This window comes from Brevibacterium permense, from assembly GCF_013280495.1.
Classification (GTDB): Bacteria; Actinomycetota; Actinomycetes; order Actinomycetales; family Brevibacteriaceae; genus Brevibacterium; species Brevibacterium permense.
Genome location: NZ_JABSSX010000004.1, coordinates 21,653 through 44,358 on the forward strand (window position 1 = coordinate 21,653; position 22,706 = coordinate 44,358).

The following is a 22,706-nucleotide window of genomic DNA, read 5'->3' on the forward strand; positions in this document are numbered from 1 at the left end:
GGCGAGGTTTCAGGCCTTGGCCGTCAGCACCGGGACCTCTGCTTCGAGGAGGATGCGCTGTGCCTGCGAGCCGAGGATGAACTTCCCGATCGCCGAGCGTTTGCGCAGGCCGATGACGATGAGCTGCGCTTCGTACTCCTCGGCGAGGTCGTTGAGCGTGCCGGGCAGATCGTCTTCGTGATCGGGCTGGAGCACCTCGACGTCGACGTTCGATTCCTTGCCGAGGTCGACGATCCGCTTGATTTCGTCCTCACCGATCTCGGTCGGAGCTCCACTGGCACCTCGTCGCTGTGAGTTGATCACGACGGCAGCGCTCGACCGCAGTTTGGCCTCTGCGAAGCCCGCACGCAGAGCAGCCTCACCCTCGGGAGCGGGTAGGTAGCCAATGAGAATCGTCATGGCCCCCAGTATATGGACTCATCTTTGGTTCGTTCACGTCGGGATCACGCTTCGGTCAGCAACCCGCAACCCCCATTGCCCCAATTTGCTACCTGCCGGCGGCCCAGCAACCCCGCGCGCGGTGGCGGGGCCGCCGTCAGGTAGTCCTTGACGCTTCGACGACCGCCTGCGCTCTCTTTGCGTAGTCGCGCAGGGCATCGATGAGCTCGGGTGGGTGGAGCACTTCGATCTCGGCGGGGATGGACGCAAGGGTGGCCGCAACCCATCGGAGGTCCCAGAATCCGCAGGTGATGCGCACACCATCGGCCGCCTCGGTGATTGTGGCGCTCCGGGTGGGGAACCATTCCTTCGCTTCCCGCGCCGAGGCGGCCGTGCGCAGAACGACGGTGTGCGGATAGGCGGTGGTGGTCACGGATGCGGACACAGCCGCCTCGGCGTCGGGGTGCTCACGTGGGGTCATGCTCAATGTCGTCGCGTGAACCCCGCTCATTCGGTCGAGGCGGAATACCCGATGGTCGTCGCGGTCGAGGTCGAAGGCGAAGAGGTACCAGTGCGCGCCGAAGACGACGAGACGGATCGGTTCGACGCGGCGGGGTGTCGAGGGATGGTCGCCGGTCGGGACGAGGGACGCTTCGGCAGTCGCGGTGCCGGACGCGTCGGCGATCGGGCTGCCGGCTGGGCCAGTGACGGTGGGGTCGTCGACGTCAGGGCGTTGCATCTTCCGATAGTCGAAAGTCGCGATCGTCGACGCATTGATCCCCGAGGCGAGTGTGATGACCGTGCCGATGTCGACTCCCGGGGCATGGCCTTCGGACACGGACACGGCGGTCGAGATTTCGGCGACGGTCGCGCGCATCGCGGCCGGGAGCATCGTCTGCAGCTTCGTCGTCGCCGATTCCGCGTGTTCGGTGTCCAGGCCGGCCCCACGAAGTAGCGCCAGGCCGACCGCGGTGGCCAGCGCCTCGCCTGCGTCGAGCTGCAGAGGCGGCAGCACCGTCCGCGATTCGGCGCGATAGCCCCCGGTCAGGCCCGGTGCCGAGGAGATGATGTAGCCGAGATCGCGCAGCTCGGCGATATCGCGACGGATGGTTCTCGGGGCGACGTCGAAGCGGTCGGCGAGCTCGGCAGCGGTGTGAGCTCGGCCGGAGGCGAACAGACCGAGCAGGCTCAAGAGTCGTGCCTCCGACCGCATTCGACCTCCGAATGAGAAATATTCGCCGGACATAGTGATGCGGACAGTATATGTCCGCATTACATCTGACGATAGGATCACCGCTTCAGCAATCCGGCCGCGGCGGACATCGCAAAGGAGAGATCATGCCGTTCTTCACCCCTTCCGTCACGAGCGAAGCCGACGCCGCATTCACCTACCTCACCCAACAGTGCACCCAGCTCAAGCTCACAGCGCTGGATCTGACTGATGAGCAGGCCCGCAGCACGCCCACGGCCAGCGGATTGAGCATCTCGGGTCTCATCGTTCACGGAGCTCAGGTGGTCAATAACTGGCTCATCCAGGTCAAGGAACCGACGAGAGAGGTCGGCGAGGATGACTACCGGACGGTCAACGAGAAGTTGGGGCTGACGGCGATGTTCGACGGGTCCGCGCTCCCCGACCTCGACATCACCGAGGCGGTCGCGATCTTCGACGAAGTCATCGACGGGATCGAGGACGCGAGGGCCGCAGTCGACGACGCAGGGACCGACCTCGGCACCGAAGTTCCGATGCCGTACAACCCGTGGATGCCCAATGATTTCACTATGACCGTGCGCTGGATCCTGTGGCACCTGGCCACCGAGATCGCCCGCCACGCCGGCCACGCTGACATCATCCGCGAGTCGATCGACGGCGCGATCGCCTACCAGCTCAACGCTCAGGCGGACGGCGAACCGTGGCCGCCCGAGAGCATGGACTAGAGCTGAGTCCCCACACGATCCCTCCCAAAACTACCTGACGGCGGCCCAGCACCCTCGCGCGCGGTTGCTGGGCCGCCGTCAGGTAGCAATTGTTAGGCGACGAAGGCTTCGGTGGGCTTGGACACCCGGTCGACCAGGTGGTCGGTGTAGGCCGGCATGGTGAGGAACTCGGCGAACTCCTCGCCCAGTGCCGTCTCGCGGAAGATCTCCACGGCCTCGTCGAAGTGATCATCGGCGGTGCGCTGCATGAGAGCCAGCTCCTCGCCGAGGTAACGCTCCACCAGACGCGCGGTCACCTGCTGACCGTTGTCCAGAGTCACCTCGTGGCGGATCCACTGCCAGATCTGCGAGCGGCAGATCTCAGCCGTCGACACGTCTTCGAGCTGGTTCTCCAGAGCCACGTGCCCGTTGCCTCCGAGCCATTCGTTCATGTACCCGATGGCCACGCGGATGTTCACCCGCACACCCTCTTCGGTCACGACCGGTTCGAGGCCGGTGATGTCGAGGATGTTCTCGCTGGTCACCTGCACATCGGGGCGCTTGTTCTCCAGCTGGTGCGGCTGCGAACCCAGAGCGGCGTCGAACACGGCCAGAGCCGCCGGAACCAGTGCCGGGTCGGCCACCCAGGTGCCGTCGAAGCCCTGCCAGGCCTCGCGGGCCTTGTCCTCACGCATGCGCTCGAACTCGGCGGCCACGAACTCCTGGTCCGGGTGATCGGCCATGAGGTTGGACATCGTGCCGATCGCGTGTGCGCCGCGACGGTGGCAGGTGGCCACGAGCCGGTCGGTGAAGGCCTTCATCAGCGGCAGGTCCATCGTCAGACGTTCGCGGTCGGGCAGAACGTAGTCGGTGGAGTTGCGCAGGTTCTTCACCACGGAGAACAGGTAGTCCCAGCCGGCGGCCTCGAGACCTGCGCAGTGCTCGCGCAGCTCGAAGAGGATCTCTTCCATCTGGAACACCGCAGTGATCGTCTCGATGTGCGCGGTGGCCCTGATGGTGCCGTGCGGGATGCCCAGCATGTTCTGCGCCAGGACGAACACCTTGTTCCACAGGCGTGCTTCCTGCGAGGACTCGAGCTTCGGCAGGTAGAAGTATGGTCCGGAGCCGTTGTCGATGAGGTGGCGGGCGTTGTGGAAGAAGTACAGACCGAAGTCGACCAGCGCTCCGGAGGTCGAGAACTCCTGGCCGTTGTCATCGACGTAGATCAGGTGCTTCTCGGGCAGGTGCCAACCGCGGGGGCGCAGTCCGATGGTCGGCTGGTTGTCGTTGTTGACGCCTGGCAGCTGTCCGCGGATGGCGCGGAAGAGGTTGACCTGTCCGCCGATGACGTTGGCCCAGGTGGGGCTCGTAGCGTCTTCGAGATCGGCCAGCCACACCTTCGCCTGCGAGTTCAGCGCCGCCACGACCTCATCCTCGGTGACCGGGCCGGTGAGCTCCACGCGGCGGTCTTCGAGGCCGGGGGCGCCGGCGGATCCGGCGACCGACCAGGAGCGGTCGGCGCGGATGCGTGCGGTCTCGGGCTTGAAACGGGGGAGGGTTCCGCCGTTCATCTCGGCCGCGCGGGCCCGGCGCGTGCGCAGCACGTCGCAGATGGTGCCGGCGAACTCGTCGTGCAGCTTGGCGATGAACGTCAGAGCAGGCTCCGAAAGGACGGTGCCGAAGCCGGTTTCGAGCGGCGCGTTGATCTTGATGTAAGACATGGGCTTCTCCTCACCCGTCGTAGTGTGTGCCTGTAATCTGTGGGTGATCCTCGCCGAGGCGGCTCTACATTGATCGTGAGCGTTCCCGTGGGACCGTGGCGGGGTTTCGATGCGTCTGTGGTGTGACGGAGCGGATCGACAATGTAAACCCCGTGAAAACACTGCCGATCCGCCCCGAGTTCTGGGTGGTTTCATCCCCGCTGGTCAGCGAGGTGTGAACCCGGTGCGGCTCAGTGGAACTGAGCGGTTTCGGTGGAGTCGGCCAGTGCGGTGGTCGAGGACTCCGGGTTGACCGCGGTCGAAACCAGGTCGAAGTATCCGGTGCCGACCTCGCGCTGGTGGCGGGTCGCGGTGTATCCGCGGTCTTCGGCTGCGAACTCGCGTTCCTGCAGGTCGACGTATGCCTTCATCTGTTCGCGGGCGTAGCCGTGAGCCAGATCGAACATCGAGTAGTTGAGCGCGTGGAAGCCGGCCAGGGTGATGAACTGGAACTTGTAGCCCATGGCTCCGAGCTCGCGCTGGAACTTCGCGATGGTCGCATCGTCGAGGTGCTTGCGCCAGTTGAACGACGGCGAGCAGTTGTAGGACAGCATCTGATCCGGGTACTCGGCGTGGATCGCCTCGGCGAACTTCTTCGCAGCTTCGAGGTCGGGCGTCGAGGTCTCCATCCACAGCAGATCCGCGTATGGAGCGTAGGACAGTCCGCGGGCGATGCCGGCTTCGAGTCCGTTCGTGATCTTGTAGAAGCCTTCGGCGGTGCGCTCACCGGTGACGAACTGCCGGTCGCGCTCGTCGATGTCCGAGGTCATCAGCGTGGCTGCCTCGGCGTCGGTGCGGGCGATGACCAGGCTGGGCACGTTCTCGACGTCGGCCGCGAGGCGGGCGGCGTTGAGGGTGCGGATGTGCTGCGAGGTCGGAACGAGGACCTTGCCGCCGAGGTGGCCGCACTTCTTCTCGGATCCGAGCTGATCCTCGAAGTGCACACCGGCAGCGCCGGCGGCGATCATCGAGCGCATGAGCTCGTAGACGTTGATCGTGCCGCCGAAGCCTGCTTCCGCGTCAGCGACGATCGGAGCGAACCAGTCGTCTACCTGCTTGTTGCCCTCCGAGGACTCGATCTGGTCGGCGCGCATCAGAGCGTTGTTGATGCGGCGGACGACCTGCGGCACCGAGTTGGCCGGGTAGATCGACTGGTCGGGGTAGGTCTGTCCGGCGGCGTTCGCGTCGGCGGCGACCTGCCAACCGGAGAGGTAGATGGCGTTGAGTCCTGCCTTGACCTGTTCGACTGCCTGGTTGCCGGTCAGCGCACCGAGGGCATTGACGTAGTCACCGGAGTGAATGTCGCCGGCGGTGATCTGGTTCCAGAGGCGCTCGGCTCCGTGACGGGCCAGCGTGTGCTCCTCGATCAGCGAACCGCGCAGTTTGACGACATCCTCGGGCTCGTAGTCGCGAGCGATTCCCGACCAGCGGGCGTTGGTGGCCCAGTCGCGGCGGATGGCTTCAGCATCGTGCAAGCTGTTCTGCGTGGTGTTCTCAGTCATTGTCCTTCTCTTTCTCGATCTCTCGGGGTTGTTGATGTATCCAGTCTGCGGGGGCTGCAAGGGCTCTCGCACTGATTTTTCGGATGAATAATCTCGATATTTCCGGTTTCAGAAATTTCGCGGTTCTGTCATACTGTTTTTCAGCCATGTGAACCAGCACACAGATACCGAGGGAGGCGCCTTGAACAGCGTTGGCGCGGAATTTGAGCGCGAAGAACAGCAGACCGACCCGCTCAGCATCGGCAGAAGAATCCGATTTTTTCGCAAGAAGCGCGGTCTGACCCTCAACGAGCTGGGGCAGGAAGTAGGGCGCGCGGCCTCGCAGATCTCGACGATCGAGAACGGCAAGCGAGAAACTTCTGTCACGCTCCTTGCCGCGATTGCGAAAGTGCTGAAGACGGATGTCTCCGAGCTCATCGATCCCGCTCCGATCGACGAACGACAGGCACTCGAGCTCGAGGCAGAACGCAATCAGGCCTCTCCCATGTACTCTGCCCTCGGCCTGCCGCAGGTGCGGATCAAGTCGTTGCCGGCCGATGCCCTCGAGGCGATCGTGGGGCTCCAGCGACAGCTCGGCGAAGCACTGGAACGGCGTGCGGCCACTCCGGAGGAGGCCAGGCGGGCCAACCGGGAGCTGCGGGAGCGGATGAAGGAGAAGAACAACTACTTCGCCGACCTCGAGGCCACTGCCGCCGAGCTGCTCGACCTCGTCGGCTACGAATCCGGAACGGTGTCACAGCGGCAGACGGCACTCATCGCCGAGAAGCTCGGCTTCAGTCTCCACTACGTCTCCGACCTGCCGGAATCGACCCGGTCGATCTCGGACACCGCGAACAAGCGGCTGTATCTGCCCAACGCCGACGCCGCCTTCGATCCGCGGTCGCACCTGCTCATGAGTCTGGCTCCGCATGTGCTCGGCTATGACTCCCCGAAGGACTTCCACGAATTCCTCCAGCAGCGCGTCGAGGCGAACTATCTGGCGGCCGCGATCCTGCTGCCCGAGTCCGCGGCCGTGCCGATGCTCGAGGAGGAGAAGAAGAAGCGGGTGCTCTCCGTCGAGCATCTGCGCGATATGTTCGGCGTCGGCTACGAGATGGCTGCCCACCGGTTCACGAACCTCGCCACCGAGCACCTCGGACTGCCCGTGCACTTCATGAAGGTTCACAACTCCGGCACGATCCACAAGGCGTACTCGAACGACGGGCTGCCGTTTCCCACCGATCCGCTCGGCGCGATCGAGGGACAGTTCGCGTGCAAACGCTTCACCTCGCGCACCGTCTTCCGCGTCGCCGACCGCTTCAGCCCCTACTACCAGTACACCGATACCCCGCACGGATCGTTCTGGTGCACCGCCCGTGTGCTTCCCGGCGGCGACTTCGCCATCAGCGTCGGCGTCCCGTTCTCTCATGTCCGCTGGTTCGAAGGACGGGAATCGCCGATCCGCTCGCAGTCCGGATGCCCGGATCCGTCCTGCTGCCGCCAGGCCCCGGATGACCTGGCCGAGAAATGGGAGGACCAGGCGCTGCCGTCGGCCCGCATGCACGCCTCCCTGCTCGCCGCGGTTCCGCCCGGCGCGGTGCCCGGCGTCGACGACACCGAGGTCTACGAGTTCCTCGAACGCCATTCCGACTGAACCTGGGCACCGATCGACGGTGCTTCAATTCCTCGCCGAGGCGGCTCCCCCACTTCGGGTGCCCCGTGACCAGGCCTGACGAGCGTTGAGGCTATTCCGCCAGGACTTCGGCCAGGCGGACGAGCATGAGTTCGCGCCACCACAGATATTCGTGCCCGCCCATGAACGGCCGAGGTGCGAAGTCGATGCCGCGAGCAGCGAACTCCTCGGTCGCCTCGGCGACAGAGTCCGCAATGACAGTCTCGAGGATCCCGTGGTCGACACTGAACGTCGGACGAGCGGCGGCTCCACTCGGCGAGAGATCCCAGATCCTGCGCCCCTGATCGTCGGATTCCCAGAACGACGGCGAAAGGCAGATCCCGCGGAACGCTTCCGGATGCCGCAGGGAGAAATACGCCGCGGCCAGTCCGCCGTACGAGGCACCCGCGACGATCGTGGAAGTCGAGACCGGCGCCGTCCGACGAACGAGCGCGAGGACGTCGTCGCAGAACCGCGGATTCATCACGAGGTCATCGGCGCGCTGTCCGACGACCATGCACCCGTCGGGGCCGTCGTCCCCGACGGGTGCATGGTCGACGGCGATGACCGCTGACGGCGGAGCCACCAGCTCATCGATCGCCGCGAGCAGTCCCCCGCGGATGAATCGCTCCCCGTCGAAGACGACGAGCACCGGCGCCGAGGCGGGACCTCGCTGCGGTCGGTGAGTCCAGATCCGCCTCGGCGCGGAACCGAGGGTGACCACCTGTTCGTCGACGTCGGACCGGCCTCCGCCTGCCCCCGGGACCGCATTCGAGGTCAAGGCGTCCCCACCCGTCCAGACCAGGGGCCGAGCATCGGGTGCGGCGAGCTCGAGGACCTGCTTCCTGCGCATGTCCGTGACCGTGAGCAGATCATGGTCACCGGCGGGGACGAACCCCCGTTCGAGGACATCGAGCCAGGTCGGACGGTCGGCGACCTGGAGTCCTCGTGGCACGGGCAGGAAGCGAAGCGCCCCGCGATACCCCCGCGGAACCGCCAGTTCGATCGAATACCTCGTCGCGCCGGCACCGTCGGCACGGTCGCCGCCCTCGTCCCGGGCAGGCCGCCGGGTCATGATCCCGCCGGGCACATTCCGTCGGTCGGTGACTCCGTTGAGGTCGACGAAGATCTCCTGCTCGTCTCCGAGAACCGCCTCGGCGGGAATGGATGAAGCCGGAAGATCCACCTGCAGCGTCCAGCTTTCGTCAGGACCGTTTTCGATCCACGTGCACAGCGCGGGGAATTGCCGATTTTCGCTCACGAGCAGTATCCCTGTCACAGGATGGCAGGTTGGCCTCAACGGGCCGAGTTCTCGAAGGCCCGTTCGACGATCGTTTCGGCAATCGACAGCGCCGAGCTGGCCGCCCACTTCGGCACGGACCTGACCACGGTCAGCCTGCCGCGCCTGGTCATGGTGAGTTCGTCGATGAGTTCACCTTCGGCGGTCATCGCCTGAGCTCGGACCCCGCGGGTCCCGGGCGCCACGGCGGTCGGGTCGAGCTCAGGGACGAAGCGGCGGATTCCGTCGACGAAAGCGGTCTTGCTCACCATGGGCTTCACTCCGCGGGCCGCTGTCTTCGCTGTCTGTGCGGCGAACTTCCAGAACCCCTTGGACCGGGCGGTCGAGGTGATGTCGGCGAGGTCGAATCCGTGCCGATCATAGGACTCACGGCCGAGGGCGACGAAGGTATTCGGTCCGAGGACGAGTCCGTCGTCGAGTCCCCGCACGATCGAGGTTTCGGCGAACGGGGCCTGCGGGTCGGGAACGGACCCGATGATGCCGCGGACCACCTCGGTGTCGGTGGCAGGAGTCCGGTAGAAGTCGCTGGTGAAGGGCACGATCCGCGGTTCGGCGTCGAGTCCCGCGGCGACGGCGAGGCGATCGGCCTGGAGACCTGCGCAGACGATGACGATGTCGAAGGTGCCTAGCACTTCCTCGGCTCGCGCTTCGCTGCGCGACCTGCCGCTGGGAGCGCCACCGGCGCGCGAGCCTGCGCCACCGGTGCGTGTGCCAGAGTCGCCGAGGCGTGAGCCGTCGCGGTTTGCCCACGCCTCGGAGACCTTCTGCGTCCACTCGCCGAGCGTCGATTCGGCCTGTTTGAACCAGTCCTGCTGTCCGAAGCGATCACGCAGCTCATCTGCAATGCCGATGACAGGTTCGCGGCCCTCCTCACCGCGATATGTGCGGGGCCGTTCGTGGACTTGTTCGTCGCGACGGTCACGGTCATGGACCTGGTCGTCGCGATCGTCGCGATCGTGGACCTGATCGTCGCGGCGGTCGCGGTCGTCGTCGGCGCTCGCGCTCGAGCCGCCCCGATCGCCGGTCGCGCTCGAGCCGCCCCGATCGCCGGTCGCGCTCACACCGCGGCCGTCCTCACCGGATGCTCCGGCCGCAACCCCATCCCCTGCTGCTGGGTCGTCTATCGTCACGGGACGCCCGCGCAGTCGGACTTCGTTGCTCATGGTGTCGAATCCGGTGACCTCGGTGCCGAAGCGGAATTCCCCTCCGGCGGCGCGCACATCGGAGGCGAGCGCTGCGGTGAGCGCCGAGAAGTCGGCGATGGCCGCATGGGGTGAGAAGAGCCCGAGGACTCCCCTGACGGCTGGTTCGACGGCTCCGATCTCGTGACGCTCGAGCAGTCTGACGCCTGGAACCTCATTGTCTTTGGCGCGGGCGAAGATCTCTTCGATGCGTTCGGCCTCGTCGGAGTTCTGGGCGATGAGCAGCTGCCCGCATTCCCGGTAGGGAACGCCTGCCTCAGCCATATAGGGAATGAGCAGCTCGAGGCCCCGTCGGGTGAGCTTCGCCTCCGCCGAGCCGGGTGTCTGGTCGAGTCCGGAGTCGACGATTCCGGAGGTGTGGCCGCTCTGATGTGCAGCGACGTTCTCGGCTTTGTCGAAGACGGTGATCTCGGCGTCGGGGAACCTCGTGGTGACTTCGCGGGCGGCGGCGACACCGAGGATACCGGCACCGACCACGGCCACTCGTGAAATACTCATACAGCAATCTTGGCACCGTTCGGGATGAAGGAGAAGGATGACGACCGTCTTGGAGTGGACCGGCAAGACCGCCGCCTTCGAACTCGGTCGCCGCCTCGTGGACGGTGCCGAAGCCGAGCCCCGCCGCGACGGGGCCGAACGGGAGCCCGTCCCTCGCCTCGTGGACGGTGACCCTGAACGGGAGGGCCGCCTCGGTGACGGTCGTCCGCATCTGCGGGACGCCGACGGCACCGTTCACGTTCCCGATCCACACGAGAATCTGCTCGTCATCGGGGACAATCTGCCCGCGCTGACCGCCCTGCTGGCCACGCACCGCCGGCAGGTCAAGGTCGTCTACATCGATCCGCCCTACAACACGGGCAACGCACACACCTACAAAGATCACGGACACGATCACGCGAGTTGGCTGTCATTCATGACCCCGCGACTGCTGCTCGCACGTGAGCTCATGCGTGAGGACGGGGTCCTGTTCCTCCACCTCGACGACAAGGAGAGCGCGTGGGCTCAACTGCTCGGGCACGAGATCTTCGGTGAGGACAATTCGCTGGGCACGCTCATCCATCAGCGGGCGAAGGGCGGCGGCAACGCCCGCTCTTTCGTGCGCGGGCACGACTATGTGCACGTGTGGGCCCGCGATGCGAGCCAGGTCGGGCCGTTCCTCACGGAGAAGAAGTCGCCGGCGAAGCTCGAGGTCATCGACGGCAGGCGGATGCTCGTGGAGACCGATGTGCTGCGCGCCGGCTTCGGCCGGTATGCGCGCGGGTCCGAGCGGCGGCTGATGTACGAGGACATCGTCGCCGTCAAGGGTGAGGGGAAACTCGCCGAGGTGGACGCGAAGCTGGCATCGGGCGAGTACATCCTGCGGCCTTGGGGCACAGAGGGCAAGCATGCAGTGGTGCGGGTGACCCCAGCTGAGAAGGCGAGTTCGAAGCTTTACTCGATCATCAAGGCGCTCGGCGGGCAGAACGATCTGGAACCGCTGGGCCTGGCGGGCGTATTCAGCTATCCGAAGCCGGTCGAGCTGGTCAAGGCGCTGGTGGCCTCGCAGACGTTCTTCGACCCTGATGCCATCGTCCTCGACTTCTTCGCCGGGTCCGGGACCACGGCACAGGCCGTGATGGCCGCGAACGAACGGGATCAGGGGTCCCGGTCATTCGTGCTGGTGCAGACCCCGGAGCCGCTGCGGTCGAAGACGGCACGGGCCGTGGTGGTCGGCGGCGGAGCGGAGCTGACCGGCGGGGCCGGAGCAAACGGTCAGGCAGCAGAAGGTGCGGACGGCACAGGCGGTGCGACCGCTGCCGGCGACGCCGAGTTCCCGACGATCAGCGAACTCACCGCCGAACGCATCCGTCGCGCCGCCGACGCCCACTCCCCCGGACTGATCTTCACCCAACTCGAGGTCGTCGACGGCGAACAGCGCCCGGCGGCGACGTGACAGCCGAAGACCGCCCCGCCGCACCTTCCGACTGAATTGTTCGGTCGATCCACGGTGTTTTCGACCTCCAGAACACCGCGGATCGACCCAACAATCGCCTCAACTATCTCCTCCGACGGTACGGCGCCGGACCATTCCCAGAATGTGAGGTCAGTGTGCGACCAGTGGTGCCAGTTCCGCTTCGAGGATCGCCTTCGCCGAGGCGGCGCTGCGCTCATCGAGCATGACCTCCTGAGCCAACCCCTTGCCCAACGCGATCATCCGCATCGCCCAGGCGGTCACAGCCTCGCCTTTGGTGCCATCGGCGCCATCGGAGGCATCGGTGCCTCCGGTGCCTCCGGTGCCTGCGGCATCATCGGCGTCAGCAGCCCCATCGCCTCCGACGACCGCCCGATAGAGGCGGACTCCGAGTTCGAGAGTCGCACGATCGCTGGCTCGGATGATGTCGGCGATCTGCTCATCCATCACTGCCCGGGCGACGTAGGTGTACCACACGGATGCACCGATGCGCATCGTCTCACCTGCGGGGATGAATGCGAAACAGAACTCACGAAGTGCACTCACCGCCTCGGCGGAACCGGGGGCGGACGACGCATCGGCACCCTCGGGACCTGCCGCCTCGGCGCTGTCGACGATCTGTCGGCACCCCTCGAGGATGAGCTCACTGCGCGAGGGGAAGTAATGCTGCACGCGACCGATTGAGATTCCGGCCGCCTCGGCGACGGAACGGAACGACACCCCGTCGATCCCCTTGAGATAGATGACCTGCCACAGGGCATGAACGATCTCGGTGTGGCGCTGGGCATGGTCGACGATCTTCGGCATCCTCCCACTTTACAATACGATCAACTTGCATCATTATTGCAGTATGAATGTATTGCCATCGGTCGATGAAGGCATCTCGGTCCGCGGTCTGACGAAGAGCTACGGCGGACACCGCGTCGTCGACGATCTCAGCTTCGACGTCGCACCTGGCCAGGTGACGGGGTTCCTCGGCCCCAACGGCGCGGGCAAATCAACGACGCTGCAGATGATCCTCGGCCTCACCTCACCGGACTCCGGCACCGCGGCCGTCCATGGCCGCCCCCTGCCCGATCACGCGGAGCCCGCACGCATCGCCGGGGCATTCCTCGGAGCCGAACACATGCTGCCGGGGCTCACCGCACGAGGACATCTCGACTGGATCGCCGCGGCGACGGGAACCGCACCCGCCCGGATCGACGAAATGCTCGACCTCGTCGACCTCACCCGCGCACGCTCCCGCCGCGTCTCACAGCTGTCACTGGGCATGCGACAGCGGCTCGGCATCGCCGCCGCCCTCCTCACCGACCCCGAGGTGCTCATCCTCGACGAACCGCTCAACGGACTCGACCCCGCCGGAATCACGTGGCTTCGATCGCTCCTCACGGACTTCGCGAGCACCGGCAGAACGGTGCTGCTGTCGAGCCATTTGCTGCGGGAGATGGAGCTCATCGCCCATCACGTCATCATCATCCGCGACGGCGCCCTCATTGCAGACCGTCCCCTCGATGAGCTGCGGCGGGAATCCTCGACCCGGGTGCGGGTGCAGGGGACGAATCTCGCGCCGCTGCTCGATCGCCTGCGGGCAGAGGGCATCTCGGTCGACCCCGACGGACTGGGCACTCACGCCACGATCGCCGGACTCGAATCCGGCGAGATCTTCAGGCTCTGTGTTCGCCTCGGGGTCGAACTCACGGGCCTCACGACTGAAGAGCGCGGCCTCGAAGACACCTTCCTCGGCCTCACGGACACCGACGACGATCATCACATGCACACTCTTCGACATCCGATACAGGGAGCGACGGCATGACCACGACACCACCGACCATCCCAGCCGCACCGATCACCGCCCGACCCAGCTGGATACGTGCCGAATGGGTGAAGTTCCGTGACCTGCGCCGGTCGCGTCAGCTGCTCATCGTCACGCTCATCGCGGGCGCGGTGTCGGCCGTGCTGCTCGTGCTCACCATTCCCGCCACCCGCGATGCTCCGCTGTCGGAGACGAGCACCGAGGATGTGCTCTCGGCCAGCGTCCTCGGCGTCGATGCCGCCGCGGCTGTGCTCGTCGTCCTCGCGGCATGGTTCGCCGGGGTCGAGTTCCGCACCGGCGCGATCACCGAGGCCCTGCTGCGCGCCCGCGGGCGTGCAGGAATCGTCACAGCGAAGGCCGTCATCATCGCCGCGGCCGCAGCGGTCACCGCAATCGCCACGGCCGTGGCCGTCACGATCAGCGGCACCCTCCTCGCGGCCACGCTCGCCGAGGCCGACTGGTCGGAGGTCCTTGCCGTGGCCGGCAGCTCCGGCCATCTGCGGCTGGCTTTCGGCAGCACCCTTCTGCCTGTCATCTATTCACTTCTCGCCGTCTTCGGTGCCGTCGTCTTCCGCTCGGTCACAGGCGGAGTTCTCACCCCCTTGACTCTATTGGCCGGGTCCATGCTCGCCGGCTGGCTGCCGGACGGTCTCGCGTCCGTGCTCCGACCGCTCCTTCCCTTGGGCGCCGTGCACAACATCAGCGGGGTCGCCGAGGCGGGAGGGACCGAGTACATCGGTGAGCTCCCGGCCCTCCTCGTCCTCGTCGCCTGGGTCATCGGCGGAGCAGTGCTGGCGGCGTGGCGGCTGCGCCGACAGGACTTCTGAAACAGATTCCCAGACCGGCTCTGAGATCGGATCTGAGACTCTGCGGGCGAACAATCGGACTCCTCAGACAGCGCTCGGATCAACGACGTAGGGTCGAAGTGACTCAACTGTCCGAACCGAATAGGAGCAACCATGTCAATCGTCGCCATCAACGCGCTCTCCGTTCCTGAACCTGCTCGCGCTGAACTCGAAAAGCGCTTCGCCGAACGCAAGCATTCGGTCGACGGTGCTTCCGGTTTCGAAGGCTTCCAGCTGCTGCGCCCGGTGGCAGGCGGAGATCAGTACTTCGTCTACACCCAGTGGGCGACCCGCGAAGACTTCGAGAACTGGCGCGCCAACCGCTCATCCGCCCACGAGTCCAGCGGAACGAAGCCGGTCTCCGAGCAGGCGAACCTCCTCGAGTTCGAGGTCGTCGACCTCGGCGACTGAAGCCCTCAGCAGCGCCCGGATCGGGCGCACCTGACTCCGGGGCCTCCCCGAGCTTACGCGCCCAACCACGGCGTCGCCTCGGCGAGAGGGCCTTCAAACGTCAAGCGCCGCCTCGGCGAGGGGGAATCGCAATCGTCCAAGGATGTCGACCTACGCGTCGGCGTCCTTGTCCAATTCGCTGAATGCTTCGACCTTCTTCGGGCTGCCGGCCACGAGGATCTCGTCGTCGGCATAGAGGGTGACGTCTCGATCGGCGATGTCCCAGTGGGTGCCGCCGCGGCGTTTGAACGCGACGATCGTGACGTCGTACCTCGTGCGCAGCCCCAGTGAGGCCAAGGGCACGTCGGTCGTGCGCACCGGCGGAGTGGTGCGCACCAGGACGAAGTCCTCGTCGATGGGCAGGAAGTCCGAGATATGCCCCCTGATCAGGTGGGCCAGGCGCCGGCCCATGTCATTCTCGGGGCTGATGACGTTGCCGATGCCCAGCTGGTGGAGGATCTCCGCATGCGTTTCGCTGATCGCCTTCGCCCAGATGTGCCGATTGCCGAGCTTGAGGATCCGCGACGCCACGAGGATGCTCGCTTCGAGGTCGCTGCCGATGGCGATGACGACGCGGGAGACCTCGTCGATGCCCAGCTGTCGCAGCACCACCTCGTCGGTGGCATCTGCGCGGGAGGCATGGGCGAGGACGTCGGCGAACTCCGCCACAACGGACTCGTCACGGTCGACGCCGATGACCTCGACTCCATGCTCTGCGAGTTCGCGCGCCAGGGATCCGCCGAAGCGGCCGAGCCCGATCACGGCCACCGCCCCGTCCTTCGCCAGCGGCGAGGGGTCGCCGGTGAAGAACGACGCGGACCGCGCCATCCAATTCTTCTTCTCGTTCATGGTCTTGTCCTTTCTGGGCCTCATCTTCACTTGGCGTCCCATCTGAGTGCGGGGCCGCCTCGGCGAGGGTGTCGGCAGTCGTTGATTCGGCTCTCGATGGACCGGCCATCAGCCGATCAGCGGTCGTTCCTTCGGCAGTTCGTAGCGGATGGGGCGCTCGCGCAGTGCCAGGCCGGATGCCACGGTCACCGGACCCAGCCTGCCGAGCGCCATGGTGAGGATGAGGACGATCTGGCTGGGCGCGGACAGATCCGCGGTGATTCCGGTCGACAGACCGACCGTCCCGAAGCCGGAGATGACTTCGAAGAGGACGCGGCTGAGGCCGAATCTCGCGTCGCAGAGCAGGATGACCATCGTCGCGAGCAGCACCCACCCCAGGGCGAGGACGATGACCGTCGTCGCTTGCCGGTGCACGTATCGGGAGATGCGGCGACCGAACAGGGTGACAGACCGGCCGCCGCTGACCTCCGTCCACGTCGTCGCCGCGAGCACGGCCATCGTCGTGATCTTCACGCCGCCTGCCGTGCCCGCCGGTCCGCCGCCGATGAACATGAGGACGTCCATCCCGAACCACGTCGCCGTGTGCATCTGGCTGATATCGATCGAGTTGAACCCGGCCGTGCGTGTGATCGTCGATTGGAACGTCGCCGCCTGGATCTTCCCCCAAGCATCGAGGTGGCCCGTCGTTGCGGCGTTGTTCCACTCGATCACGGCGATGAAGACGGTGCCGCCGATGAGCAGAACCGGGGTGAGCACGACAATGATCCGCGTCGTCAGACTCCACTTCAGCGGGGTTCGATACCGCCGGACGAGTTCGATGAGGACGGGATAGCCGAGCCCGCCGAGGATGACCGCCAGCCCGATCGGACCGCAGATGAACGGGTCGGCCACATAGTCGACGAGGTTGTCCTGACGCAGCCCGAATCCGGCGTTGTTGAACGCGGAGATCGCGTGGAAGATCGCGTCCCAAAGTGCCGCCGTGACGGGTTCGTCGTAGTGGAAGAAGAACCGGCAGAACAGCACCGAGGCGACCACGAGCTCCGTCCCGACGGTCAGTGCCGTGATGCGCAGGACGAGCGGTCTCACACCGCCGATCGCGTCGCTCTTCGTCTCCGAAGCCACGGATTGGCGGAGCCTGAGACCGGCCTTTCCCGCCAGCAGCAGGGCGAGCAGAGCGGTGAGCAGGAGCACGCCGAGGCCGCCGGCCTGAATGAGGCAGATGATGACGATCTGGCCGAAGAGCGTGAAGTCTTGACCGGTGTCGAGGACGACGAGTCCGGTGACGCTGAGCGCCGAGGTGGCGGTGAAGATGGCCTTGAGCAGCGAGATTCCACCCTCGGCGACCGTGGCCGCCGGAGTCATGAGCAGCGTGGTCCCGGTGACTAATGCTGCCAGGTAGCCCGCAATGACACGGACGATCGCTGAGCGATGTGAGCTGTGCACTCAGGAAATGTAGCACCATCGCAACGGTTCGGCGTCGCGCGCAGGCGACTCACCGGTAACGGTCAGAATCCTGCTACTCTGCCTTATCGGAACTGCCGTGATTCGGCTCACGCCGGCGGCACGGCCCAGCACCTGTTCGTCCGTCCACAGAGAAATGTCGAGGAATCTCATGAGTCAACCGCAGGCAGCGACAACGGATCGAGACCACGGCTTCGTCAAAGCCCTCGGCTCGATCGATGCTCTCTTCATCGGCTTCGGCGCCATGATCGGCTTCGGCTGGGTCGTGCTCACCGGAGAATGGCTGTCCGGCGCCGGCACCATGGGCGCCATCCTCGCCTTCGTCGTCGGCGGCATCATCATGTGCTTCGTCGGCACCGTGTACTCCGAACTCGTCGCCGCCATGCCGCATGCCGGCGGTGAGCACAACTACCTCATCCGAGCGATGGGTCCACAAGTGTCTCTCTTCGGTTCGTGGGCGATCACGGGCGGCTATATCAGCGTCGTCATGTTCGAAGCCGTCGCCGTGCCGAAGACCGCTCTCTACCTGTTCCCCGACCTCGAGTTCGTCAAACTGTGGACGATCGCCGACTTCGATGTGTACCTCACCTGGGCCCTTGTCGGCACGGTCACCGCGATCATCATCTCCTGGATCAACATCCGCGGAGTGAAGGTCGCGTCCCTCGTCCAGACCTTCGTCGTCTCGTTCCTCATCATCGTCGCCCTCATGCTCCTGGCCGGCGGGCTGGTCGGCGGCGAGGCCGCCAACGCCGAACCTCTGTTCACTGGCGGCGGCTCCGGATTCATCGCCGTCGTCGCGGTCGTGCCGTTCCTCTTCGTCGGCTTCGACGTCATCCCGCAGTCGGCCGAGGAGATCAACCTGCCGCCGGCGAAGATCGGCAAACTCGTCGTCGCCTCGGTACTCATGGCCATCACGTTCTACGTCATCATCATCTGGATGACGTCGCTGGCCATGCCCGCCTCGGAACTGGCCACACACGACCTCGTCACCGCGGATGCCCTCACGGCCATGTTCAACTCCGCCATCTGGGGCAAGCTCGTCATCGCCGGTGGTCTGGCCGGCATCATCACTTCGTGGAACGCTTTCCTCATGGGGTCGTCTCGCCTCATGTGGGCGATGGCCGTGGCCGGAATGATCCCGGCCTGGTTCGGCAAGCTGCACCCGCGCTACCGCACCCCGGTCAACTCGATTCTCTTCATCGGAGCGCTTTCGGCGCTGGCACCGTTCCTGGGTTCGGCGGCCCTGGGGTGGATTGTCGACGCGGGCTCGCCCGCGATCGTCATCGCCTACTTCCTCGTCAGCGTCGCCTTCCTCGTCCTGCGCAAGCGTGAACCGGCGATGGACCGTCCGCTGCGCATCGGCGGCAGGGGCAACTCCGGATTCGCCATCGGTGTCATCTCGGCCGTGCTCACGCTCATTCTCTTCGTCCTCTACCTGCCGATCACCCCGGTCTCTGCGCAGTTGGCGTGGCAGTCATGGGCGATGTTCGGCCTGTGGCTGATCATCGGCATCGTCTTCATGTTCCGGCTGCCGCGCGGCGTCAAAGCCGGACCGAATGCCGAAAACGAGCTCCTCGCGAAGGTCAAGGCCCTCCGGGGCAAGTGATCGCGGGAGCTATACCTCGCCTCTAGTCGCATCCCGTACCGCTAGTGGCACTCGGCACCGGCAGTCACAATTCGCACCAGCGGTCGCACCCCTTACCTTCAGCGACATATCACCCCTTTGCACCGGGGTGGTTTGCCGCTGCGGGTGAGGGGTGGTCTGCCGTCGGTAGGAGAAGCCACTCCGGGTGAGGGGTGCCGGCATGCCGCTGCTCTGAGCCGAGTGTCGCGCCCGAATATCCGAGCGCATCCGGACATGCGAACGCGGTCGCCGGCTTTGCGCAACGGCGACCGCGCTCGGTCTTGGGGCTCAGACGGCGGAGTCGAGGCCGCGCATCTTCAGACGCTCACGCTGGTTGGGGTTCACGCTCGGGCGGAACGGCATCTCGACCACCTCGGCGCGAACCGGGACTCCGGGATCATCTGCGAACGGCTCCGGCAGATGCACCCAGTATTCGGTGCCGAGCTCGGTTCCTGAGACCGGCACGTACGCCATGGCGATATTCGCTTCGAGCTCCGGCGAATACCACGGCGACGTCACGTACCCGACCGCCTCACCGTCAGCGGCAGCGGAGACGAGCCAGAAGTCCGGCGCATAGTCCGTGATCGGTTTGCCGCCGACCAGCAGACCCACCAGCTGCGTGCGATACGGCGGGGTACCGGCCTCGATCAGCCCGCGCACCTCCTCGAGGCGGGCCTTGCCGATATAGTCGGCCTTCTTCTTCCGCGGCACCTGGTAGGAGAGGTTGACCTGGAACGGGAGTGTCTCGAAGTCCATGTCCTGACCCCACGAGAGGATGCCGGCGGCGATCCTGCGGTGGTGGCTGGGGGCGACGACCTTGATGTTGTACGGCTCGCCGGCTTCCAGGACGACGTTCCACATATCCTCGGCGTACTTCGTCGCATCCTTGAGATAGATCTCGTAGCCCTTCTCACCGGTGAATCCGGTCTGGGAGATGATGACGTCGTGACCGCCGACCTGAGCTTCTATGAGTCCGTAGCTCGGCAGCGTGCGCCCCTCCTCTCCGACGACGTCGGCGATGACGTCGACGGACTTCGGGCCCTGGACCTGCACTGGTGCGACGTCGATCTCAGCGATCGTGACGTCGAACCGGCCGCCGACGTTGACTCCCTGCAACCAGAGCATGAGGTCGGTGTCGGAGAGGCTGAACCAGAATTCGTCGATGCCGACCCGCAGCAGGATCGGATCGTTGAGGATGCCGCCCGCTTCGTTGCACAGGATGACGTAGCGGGCACGCATCACCGGGATCTTCGTTGCGTCACGGGTGATGACGAAGTTGACGAACGCCTCGGCGTCGGGGCCTTTGACCTGGATCTGCCGTTCGACGGCGACGTTCCACAGGGTCACATCGTTGACGAGGGGCTGGTACTCGGCCATCATCCCGCCCTCGTCGCGGGGAATGTAGCCGCGCGGGTGATACATCCGGTTGTAGATCGACGCCCGCCAGCAGCCCTGCTGCATGGACAGCTCCCAATAGGGCGACTTGCGGACGCGGGTGTCGATGAGCATTTCCACCGGGGTGGGGCCGGATTGACGAAGGTTGATCGGGACTTCTCTGTCGCTTTGGTCCACTGACGGGACATTGTTGTCCATGGTGTTCCCCCTGCTTGCACAGTTTTATATTATGGAACTTGATTCCCATATCGTGGGTATAATGAGTGTAGGATCGGACACATCGGGACGCAAGGGACTCGAACTCCGAGTTTCATGAATCGACCTCGGAGAAGGAGACGAGGATGTCACAGTCAACGTTGCGCACGCTCCTGACCACCGCCCGCTACGAGGTTCTGCCCACGGCCGGAATCGTCGACCGCATCGAGGAGTACGTTTCGCCCGGCCGCGAGATCACGGTGACTGCGTCGACGGAACTGACCCTCGAGGCGACCCTGTCCACGGCCGAGCAGATCCAGGCCCTGGGGTTCCGGGCCGTGCCCCATCTCGCGGCGCGGATGATCCATGGCAGACCCGAGCTCACAGAGATCGTCGATCGTCTCGCCGAGGCGGCTGTGGACCGGATCTTCGTCCCCGCGGGGGACGCCCCTCCCCCAGCCGGCGGATACGTCGGTGCGCACGACCTCCTCGTCGATCTCTCATCCATGGCCGCACCGTTCCAGCACATCGGCGTCAGCGCCTATCCGGAATCGCATCCGATCATCCCCGATGATGTGATGATCCAGGCGATGTGGGACAAACGCGATTACGCCACGCACCTGGTCTCGAACCTGTGCTTCGACCCGGCGCTCATCGCGTCCTGGGTGCCCAGGGCTCGCGCCCGGGGCGTCGAACTGCCGCTGGTCCTCGGCATCGCCGGGAAGGTGGAGCTGGCGAAGCTCGCCCGAGTCGCGACGAAGATCGGGGTGGGTGAGTCCACGCGGTTCCTGCGGAAGAACACGGCGACGTTCACGCGGATGGCCAAGCCCGGCGGATACAATCCGCGGAAGTTCCTCGACAAGATCGGCCCGGTCCTCGACGACCCGGAAATGGGCGTCGCTGGTCTGCACATCTATACGTTCAATCAGATCAAGGACACCGAGGTCTGGCGCCGCAAGCAGCTCGCGGCCCTCGGCGGCGCCGAAGAGGTCTCGAATCTGACGTGAGCGGGCTGAGTCGCCTTCGTTCAGTAGAGTTCAGGTCACCATCGGACACGGCCACACGAATTCAGGTCGCCATCGGATACTTTCAACGCGCAGAAGTATCCGATAGCGACCTATCTTCGGCTCGTCTACCGGTGGGTGACCTTGCGTCTGAGACTGCGCGAGAGCAGTCCCGCCTCATCGACGAGCAGCGCGCCGAGGCGATCGTGGTGTTCGGCGATGCGCATCGTCGGCCCGGAGATTCCCACGGCCGCGACGACGTCTCCGTCGATGCCGAACACCGGTGCGGCCAGAGCGTCCAGGCCGATCTCGAACTCCTCATGGACGATGGCGAACCCGCGCTCGCGCACCGTGTCGAGATCGTCTGTCAGCTCCTTGCGTGAGCCCAAGGTATTCTCGGTGCGACGCTCGAGCCTGCCGGTCGGCAGCGGGATGACGTCATAGGCGAACATGACCTTGCCCAGAGCCGAGCAGTGCGGCGGAACCTCGACATCAGCCCAGTTCGTGGCGCCGAGGACGAAGGTCGAATCGACCTGAGCAACCTGGACGACTCCTTTGGGCCCCGGCATGGCGAGGTTGACCGTCTCCCCGGTCTCCTCGCTGAGGCGCTGCAGGGTCGGGTCGGCCGCGGCGACGAGGTTCTCCACCCGGTCGAAGCGGGAAGCGTAGGTTGCGAACAGCGATCCGCCGCGGTAGAGGCCGTCACCGTCGCGTTCGACCAGACCGTTGCGTTCGAGGGCGGAGAGCAGGCGCGAGACCGTCGACCGAGCCAATGCGGTCTCTTCGACCACCTCGGTGTAGGAGATCGGGTCGTCGGACCTCACGACCAACGACAGAATCTCTGCCGCCCGGTCGATCGACTGGGTCCCATTGCTCATCGTGCTCAGCTCCGTCGGGGAAAGGGAGTCGGCGGAATCGAGGCCCACCGACCGCACTCACCCTACCCCACGCTCTCAGACTCTGGCCGGGTTGCGCGTCGTGAGTTACAGTTTCGAAATGAGCAACAAAGTTGCGAGCTCGGGCGGCGTGCAATCCGTCGATCGGGCCGTGACGATCCTCGAGATCATCGCCCGCACGAGCCTCGCCGGGATCACCGAGATCGCCGGTGAACCACCGGACGGATGAAGGCGAAGAAGGCGCAGGTCGTCGAATACGACGCACCCGAACCAGGGACGGGCAACCCACGCATTCGGCTCGAACTGCCTGAGGTGAAGGCAAGTTCGGTGACCATCCTCCGCGGAAGCCCTCACCTTCGCCCGCTCCCAATTACTACCCGACGGCGGCGCAGCAACCTCGCGCGAGGTATCTGGGCCGCCGTCAGGTAGCACGGAAGGGGTGGTGATCGGCCCGCTCAGTGATGCCGCCATCGCGGGGCTGGGGCGACTCGGGGTCGGTGTCATCCATCATCTCGA

20 protein-coding genes are annotated in these 22,706 nt (G+C 65.4%); 9 read left to right on the forward strand and 11 right to left on the reverse strand.

Going from position 1 to position 22,706, the window contains the following annotated elements:
* Positions 1 to 9: 9 nt before the first annotated feature.
* Entirely contained in the window at positions 10 to 399 is a 390-nt protein-coding gene (locus tag HK353_RS07160; protein WP_173154524.1) for a universal stress protein, read from the reverse strand.
* A gap of 136 nt (positions 400 to 535) precedes the next feature.
* Positions 536 to 1,570, reverse strand: coding sequence for a helix-turn-helix transcriptional regulator (locus HK353_RS07165; protein ID WP_245395856.1), 1,035 nt, complete (start codon positions 1,568 to 1,570; stop codon positions 536 to 538).
* 146 nt (positions 1,571 to 1,716) lie between these two features.
* On the opposite strand from HK353_RS07165, the gene HK353_RS07170 reads away from it, so the two are divergent.
* Complete coding sequence (locus HK353_RS07170) at positions 1,717 to 2,313, forward strand: mycothiol transferase (RefSeq protein ID WP_173154528.1); 597 nt, start codon at positions 1,717 to 1,719, stop codon at positions 2,311 to 2,313.
* Between the two features lie 92 nt (positions 2,314 to 2,405).
* Here HK353_RS07170 and aceB read toward each other — a convergent pair whose 3' ends face one another.
* Together aceB and aceA are read right to left on the reverse strand one after the other, a co-directional pair.
* Positions 2,406 to 4,013, reverse strand: coding sequence for a malate synthase A (aceB, locus tag HK353_RS07175; RefSeq protein ID WP_173154530.1), 1,608 nt, complete (start codon positions 4,011 to 4,013; stop codon positions 2,406 to 2,408).
* Positions 4,014 to 4,243: 230 nt separating this feature from the next.
* Positions 4,244 to 5,554, reverse strand: a complete 1,311-nt coding sequence (aceA, locus tag HK353_RS07180; protein WP_173154532.1) for an isocitrate lyase — start codon at positions 5,552 to 5,554, stop codon at positions 4,244 to 4,246.
* A gap of 181 nt (positions 5,555 to 5,735) precedes the next feature.
* On the opposite strand from aceA, the gene HK353_RS07185 reads away from it, so the two are divergent.
* The gene (locus tag HK353_RS07185; protein ID WP_217278339.1) at positions 5,736 to 7,187 is read left to right on the forward strand and encodes a helix-turn-helix transcriptional regulator; all 1,452 of its coding nucleotides are present in this window, start codon (positions 5,736 to 5,738) and stop codon (positions 7,185 to 7,187) included.
* 91 nt (positions 7,188 to 7,278) lie between these two features.
* Here the strand turns inward: HK353_RS07185 and HK353_RS07190 are convergent, their stop codons facing one another.
* Positions 7,279 to 8,466: an alpha/beta hydrolase-fold protein gene (locus HK353_RS07190; RefSeq protein WP_173154534.1), complete on the reverse strand. Its 1,188-nt coding sequence runs from the start codon at positions 8,464 to 8,466 to the stop codon at positions 7,279 to 7,281.
* A gap of 35 nt (positions 8,467 to 8,501) precedes the next feature.
* A complete protein-coding gene (locus tag HK353_RS07195) occupies positions 8,502 to 10,205 on the reverse strand; it encodes an FAD-dependent oxidoreductase (protein WP_217278340.1) in 1,704 nt (567 codons plus the stop codon).
* Positions 10,206 to 10,242: 37 nt separating this feature from the next.
* Between HK353_RS07195 and HK353_RS07200 the strand changes: the two genes are divergently transcribed.
* Positions 10,243 to 11,640, forward strand: coding sequence for a site-specific DNA-methyltransferase (locus HK353_RS07200; protein WP_173154536.1), 1,398 nt, complete (start codon positions 10,243 to 10,245; stop codon positions 11,638 to 11,640).
* Positions 11,641 to 11,790: 150 nt separating this feature from the next.
* Here HK353_RS07200 and HK353_RS07205 read toward each other — a convergent pair whose 3' ends face one another.
* Positions 11,791 to 12,465 carry a TetR/AcrR family transcriptional regulator gene (locus HK353_RS07205; RefSeq protein ID WP_173154538.1) on the reverse strand — a complete coding sequence of 225 codons (675 nt, stop codon included), beginning with the start codon at positions 12,463 to 12,465 and terminating at the stop codon, positions 11,791 to 11,793.
* Positions 12,466 to 12,508: 43 nt separating this feature from the next.
* Between HK353_RS07205 and HK353_RS07210 the strand changes: the two genes are divergently transcribed.
* The 3 genes from HK353_RS07210 to HK353_RS07220 all read left to right on the forward strand — a co-directional run bounded on the left by HK353_RS07210 (position 12,509) and on the right by HK353_RS07220 (position 14,727).
* Positions 12,509 to 13,471 carry an ABC transporter ATP-binding protein gene (locus tag HK353_RS07210; protein ID WP_173154549.1) on the forward strand — a complete coding sequence of 321 codons (963 nt, stop codon included), beginning with the start codon at positions 12,509 to 12,511 and terminating at the stop codon, positions 13,469 to 13,471.
* Positions 13,468 to 14,298, forward strand: a complete 831-nt coding sequence (locus HK353_RS07215) for a hypothetical protein (RefSeq protein WP_173154552.1) — start codon at positions 13,468 to 13,470, stop codon at positions 14,296 to 14,298. Before HK353_RS07210 ends, HK353_RS07215 begins: the two co-directional genes overlap by 4 nt.
* A 132-nt stretch (positions 14,299 to 14,430) precedes the next feature.
* Positions 14,431 to 14,727, forward strand: coding sequence for an antibiotic biosynthesis monooxygenase family protein (locus tag HK353_RS07220; RefSeq protein ID WP_173154555.1), 297 nt, complete (start codon positions 14,431 to 14,433; stop codon positions 14,725 to 14,727).
* 150 nt (positions 14,728 to 14,877) lie between these two features.
* Here HK353_RS07220 and HK353_RS07225 read toward each other — a convergent pair whose 3' ends face one another.
* Positions 14,878 to 15,615 carry a potassium channel family protein gene (locus HK353_RS07225; RefSeq protein WP_173154558.1) on the reverse strand — a complete coding sequence of 246 codons (738 nt, stop codon included), beginning with the start codon at positions 15,613 to 15,615 and terminating at the stop codon, positions 14,878 to 14,880.
* A 108-nt stretch (positions 15,616 to 15,723) separates the two neighbouring features.
* A complete protein-coding gene (locus HK353_RS07230) occupies positions 15,724 to 17,058 on the reverse strand; it encodes a TrkH family potassium uptake protein (protein ID WP_342589848.1) in 1,335 nt (444 codons plus the stop codon).
* Between the two features lie 169 nt (positions 17,059 to 17,227).
* Here HK353_RS07230 and HK353_RS07235 point away from each other — a divergent pair, with 169 nt between their 5' ends.
* Positions 17,228 to 18,682 carry an APC family permease gene (locus tag HK353_RS07235; protein ID WP_173154561.1) on the forward strand — a complete coding sequence of 485 codons (1,455 nt, stop codon included), beginning with the start codon at positions 17,228 to 17,230 and terminating at the stop codon, positions 18,680 to 18,682.
* A gap of 306 nt (positions 18,683 to 18,988) precedes the next feature.
* Here the strand turns inward: HK353_RS07235 and HK353_RS07240 are convergent, their stop codons facing one another.
* Positions 18,989 to 20,272, reverse strand: coding sequence for a glycine cleavage T C-terminal barrel domain-containing protein (locus HK353_RS07240; protein WP_342589849.1), 1,284 nt, complete (start codon positions 20,270 to 20,272; stop codon positions 18,989 to 18,991).
* 164 nt (positions 20,273 to 20,436) lie between these two features.
* Between HK353_RS07240 and HK353_RS07245 the strand changes: the two genes are divergently transcribed.
* Positions 20,437 to 21,297, forward strand: a complete 861-nt coding sequence (locus tag HK353_RS07245; RefSeq protein WP_173154566.1) for a methylenetetrahydrofolate reductase — start codon at positions 20,437 to 20,439, stop codon at positions 21,295 to 21,297.
* Between the two features lie 125 nt (positions 21,298 to 21,422).
* On the opposite strand, the gene HK353_RS07250 is transcribed toward HK353_RS07245, so the two are convergent.
* Positions 21,423 to 22,172, reverse strand: coding sequence for an IclR family transcriptional regulator (locus HK353_RS07250; RefSeq protein ID WP_173154569.1), 750 nt, complete (start codon positions 22,170 to 22,172; stop codon positions 21,423 to 21,425).
* A 118-nt stretch (positions 22,173 to 22,290) separates the two neighbouring features.
* Here HK353_RS07250 and HK353_RS07255 point away from each other — a divergent pair, with 118 nt between their 5' ends.
* Positions 22,291 to 22,419: a hypothetical protein gene (locus HK353_RS07255; RefSeq protein ID WP_425350540.1), complete on the forward strand. Its 129-nt coding sequence runs from the start codon at positions 22,291 to 22,293 to the stop codon at positions 22,417 to 22,419.
* The last annotated feature ends 287 nt before the right edge of the window (positions 22,420 to 22,706 follow it).

Coding starts and splice junctions, on each gene's coding strand:
- HK353_RS07160 (WP_173154524.1), bottom strand. CDS start 399: ATGACGATTCTCATTGGCTACCTACCCGCTCCCGAGGGTGAGGCTGCT.
- HK353_RS07170 (WP_173154528.1), top strand. CDS start 1,717: ATGCCGTTCTTCACCCCTTCCGTCACGAGCGAAGCCGACGCCGCATTC.
- aceB (WP_173154530.1), bottom strand. CDS start 4,013: ATGTCTTACATCAAGATCAACGCGCCGCTCGAAACCGGCTTCGGCACC.
- aceA (WP_173154532.1), bottom strand. CDS start 5,554: ATGACTGAGAACACCACGCAGAACAGCTTGCACGATGCTGAAGCCATC.
- HK353_RS07195 (WP_217278340.1), bottom strand. CDS start 10,205: ATGAGTATTTCACGAGTGGCCGTGGTCGGTGCCGGTATCCTCGGTGTC.
- HK353_RS07200 (WP_173154536.1), top strand. CDS start 10,243: ATGACGACCGTCTTGGAGTGGACCGGCAAGACCGCCGCCTTCGAACTC.
- HK353_RS07205 (WP_173154538.1), bottom strand. CDS start 12,465: ATGCCGAAGATCGTCGACCATGCCCAGCGCCACACCGAGATCGTTCAT.
- HK353_RS07210 (WP_173154549.1), top strand. CDS start 12,509: ATGAATGTATTGCCATCGGTCGATGAAGGCATCTCGGTCCGCGGTCTG.
- HK353_RS07215 (WP_173154552.1), top strand. CDS start 13,468: ATGACCACGACACCACCGACCATCCCAGCCGCACCGATCACCGCCCGA.
- HK353_RS07220 (WP_173154555.1), top strand. CDS start 14,431: ATGTCAATCGTCGCCATCAACGCGCTCTCCGTTCCTGAACCTGCTCGC.
- HK353_RS07225 (WP_173154558.1), bottom strand. CDS start 15,615: ATGAACGAGAAGAAGAATTGGATGGCGCGGTCCGCGTCGTTCTTCACC.
- HK353_RS07235 (WP_173154561.1), top strand. CDS start 17,228: ATGAGTCAACCGCAGGCAGCGACAACGGATCGAGACCACGGCTTCGTC.
- HK353_RS07245 (WP_173154566.1), top strand. CDS start 20,437: ATGTCACAGTCAACGTTGCGCACGCTCCTGACCACCGCCCGCTACGAG.
- HK353_RS07250 (WP_173154569.1), bottom strand. CDS start 22,172: ATGAGCAATGGGACCCAGTCGATCGACCGGGCGGCAGAGATTCTGTCG.
- HK353_RS07255 (WP_425350540.1), top strand. CDS start 22,291: ATGAGCAACAAAGTTGCGAGCTCGGGCGGCGTGCAATCCGTCGATCGG.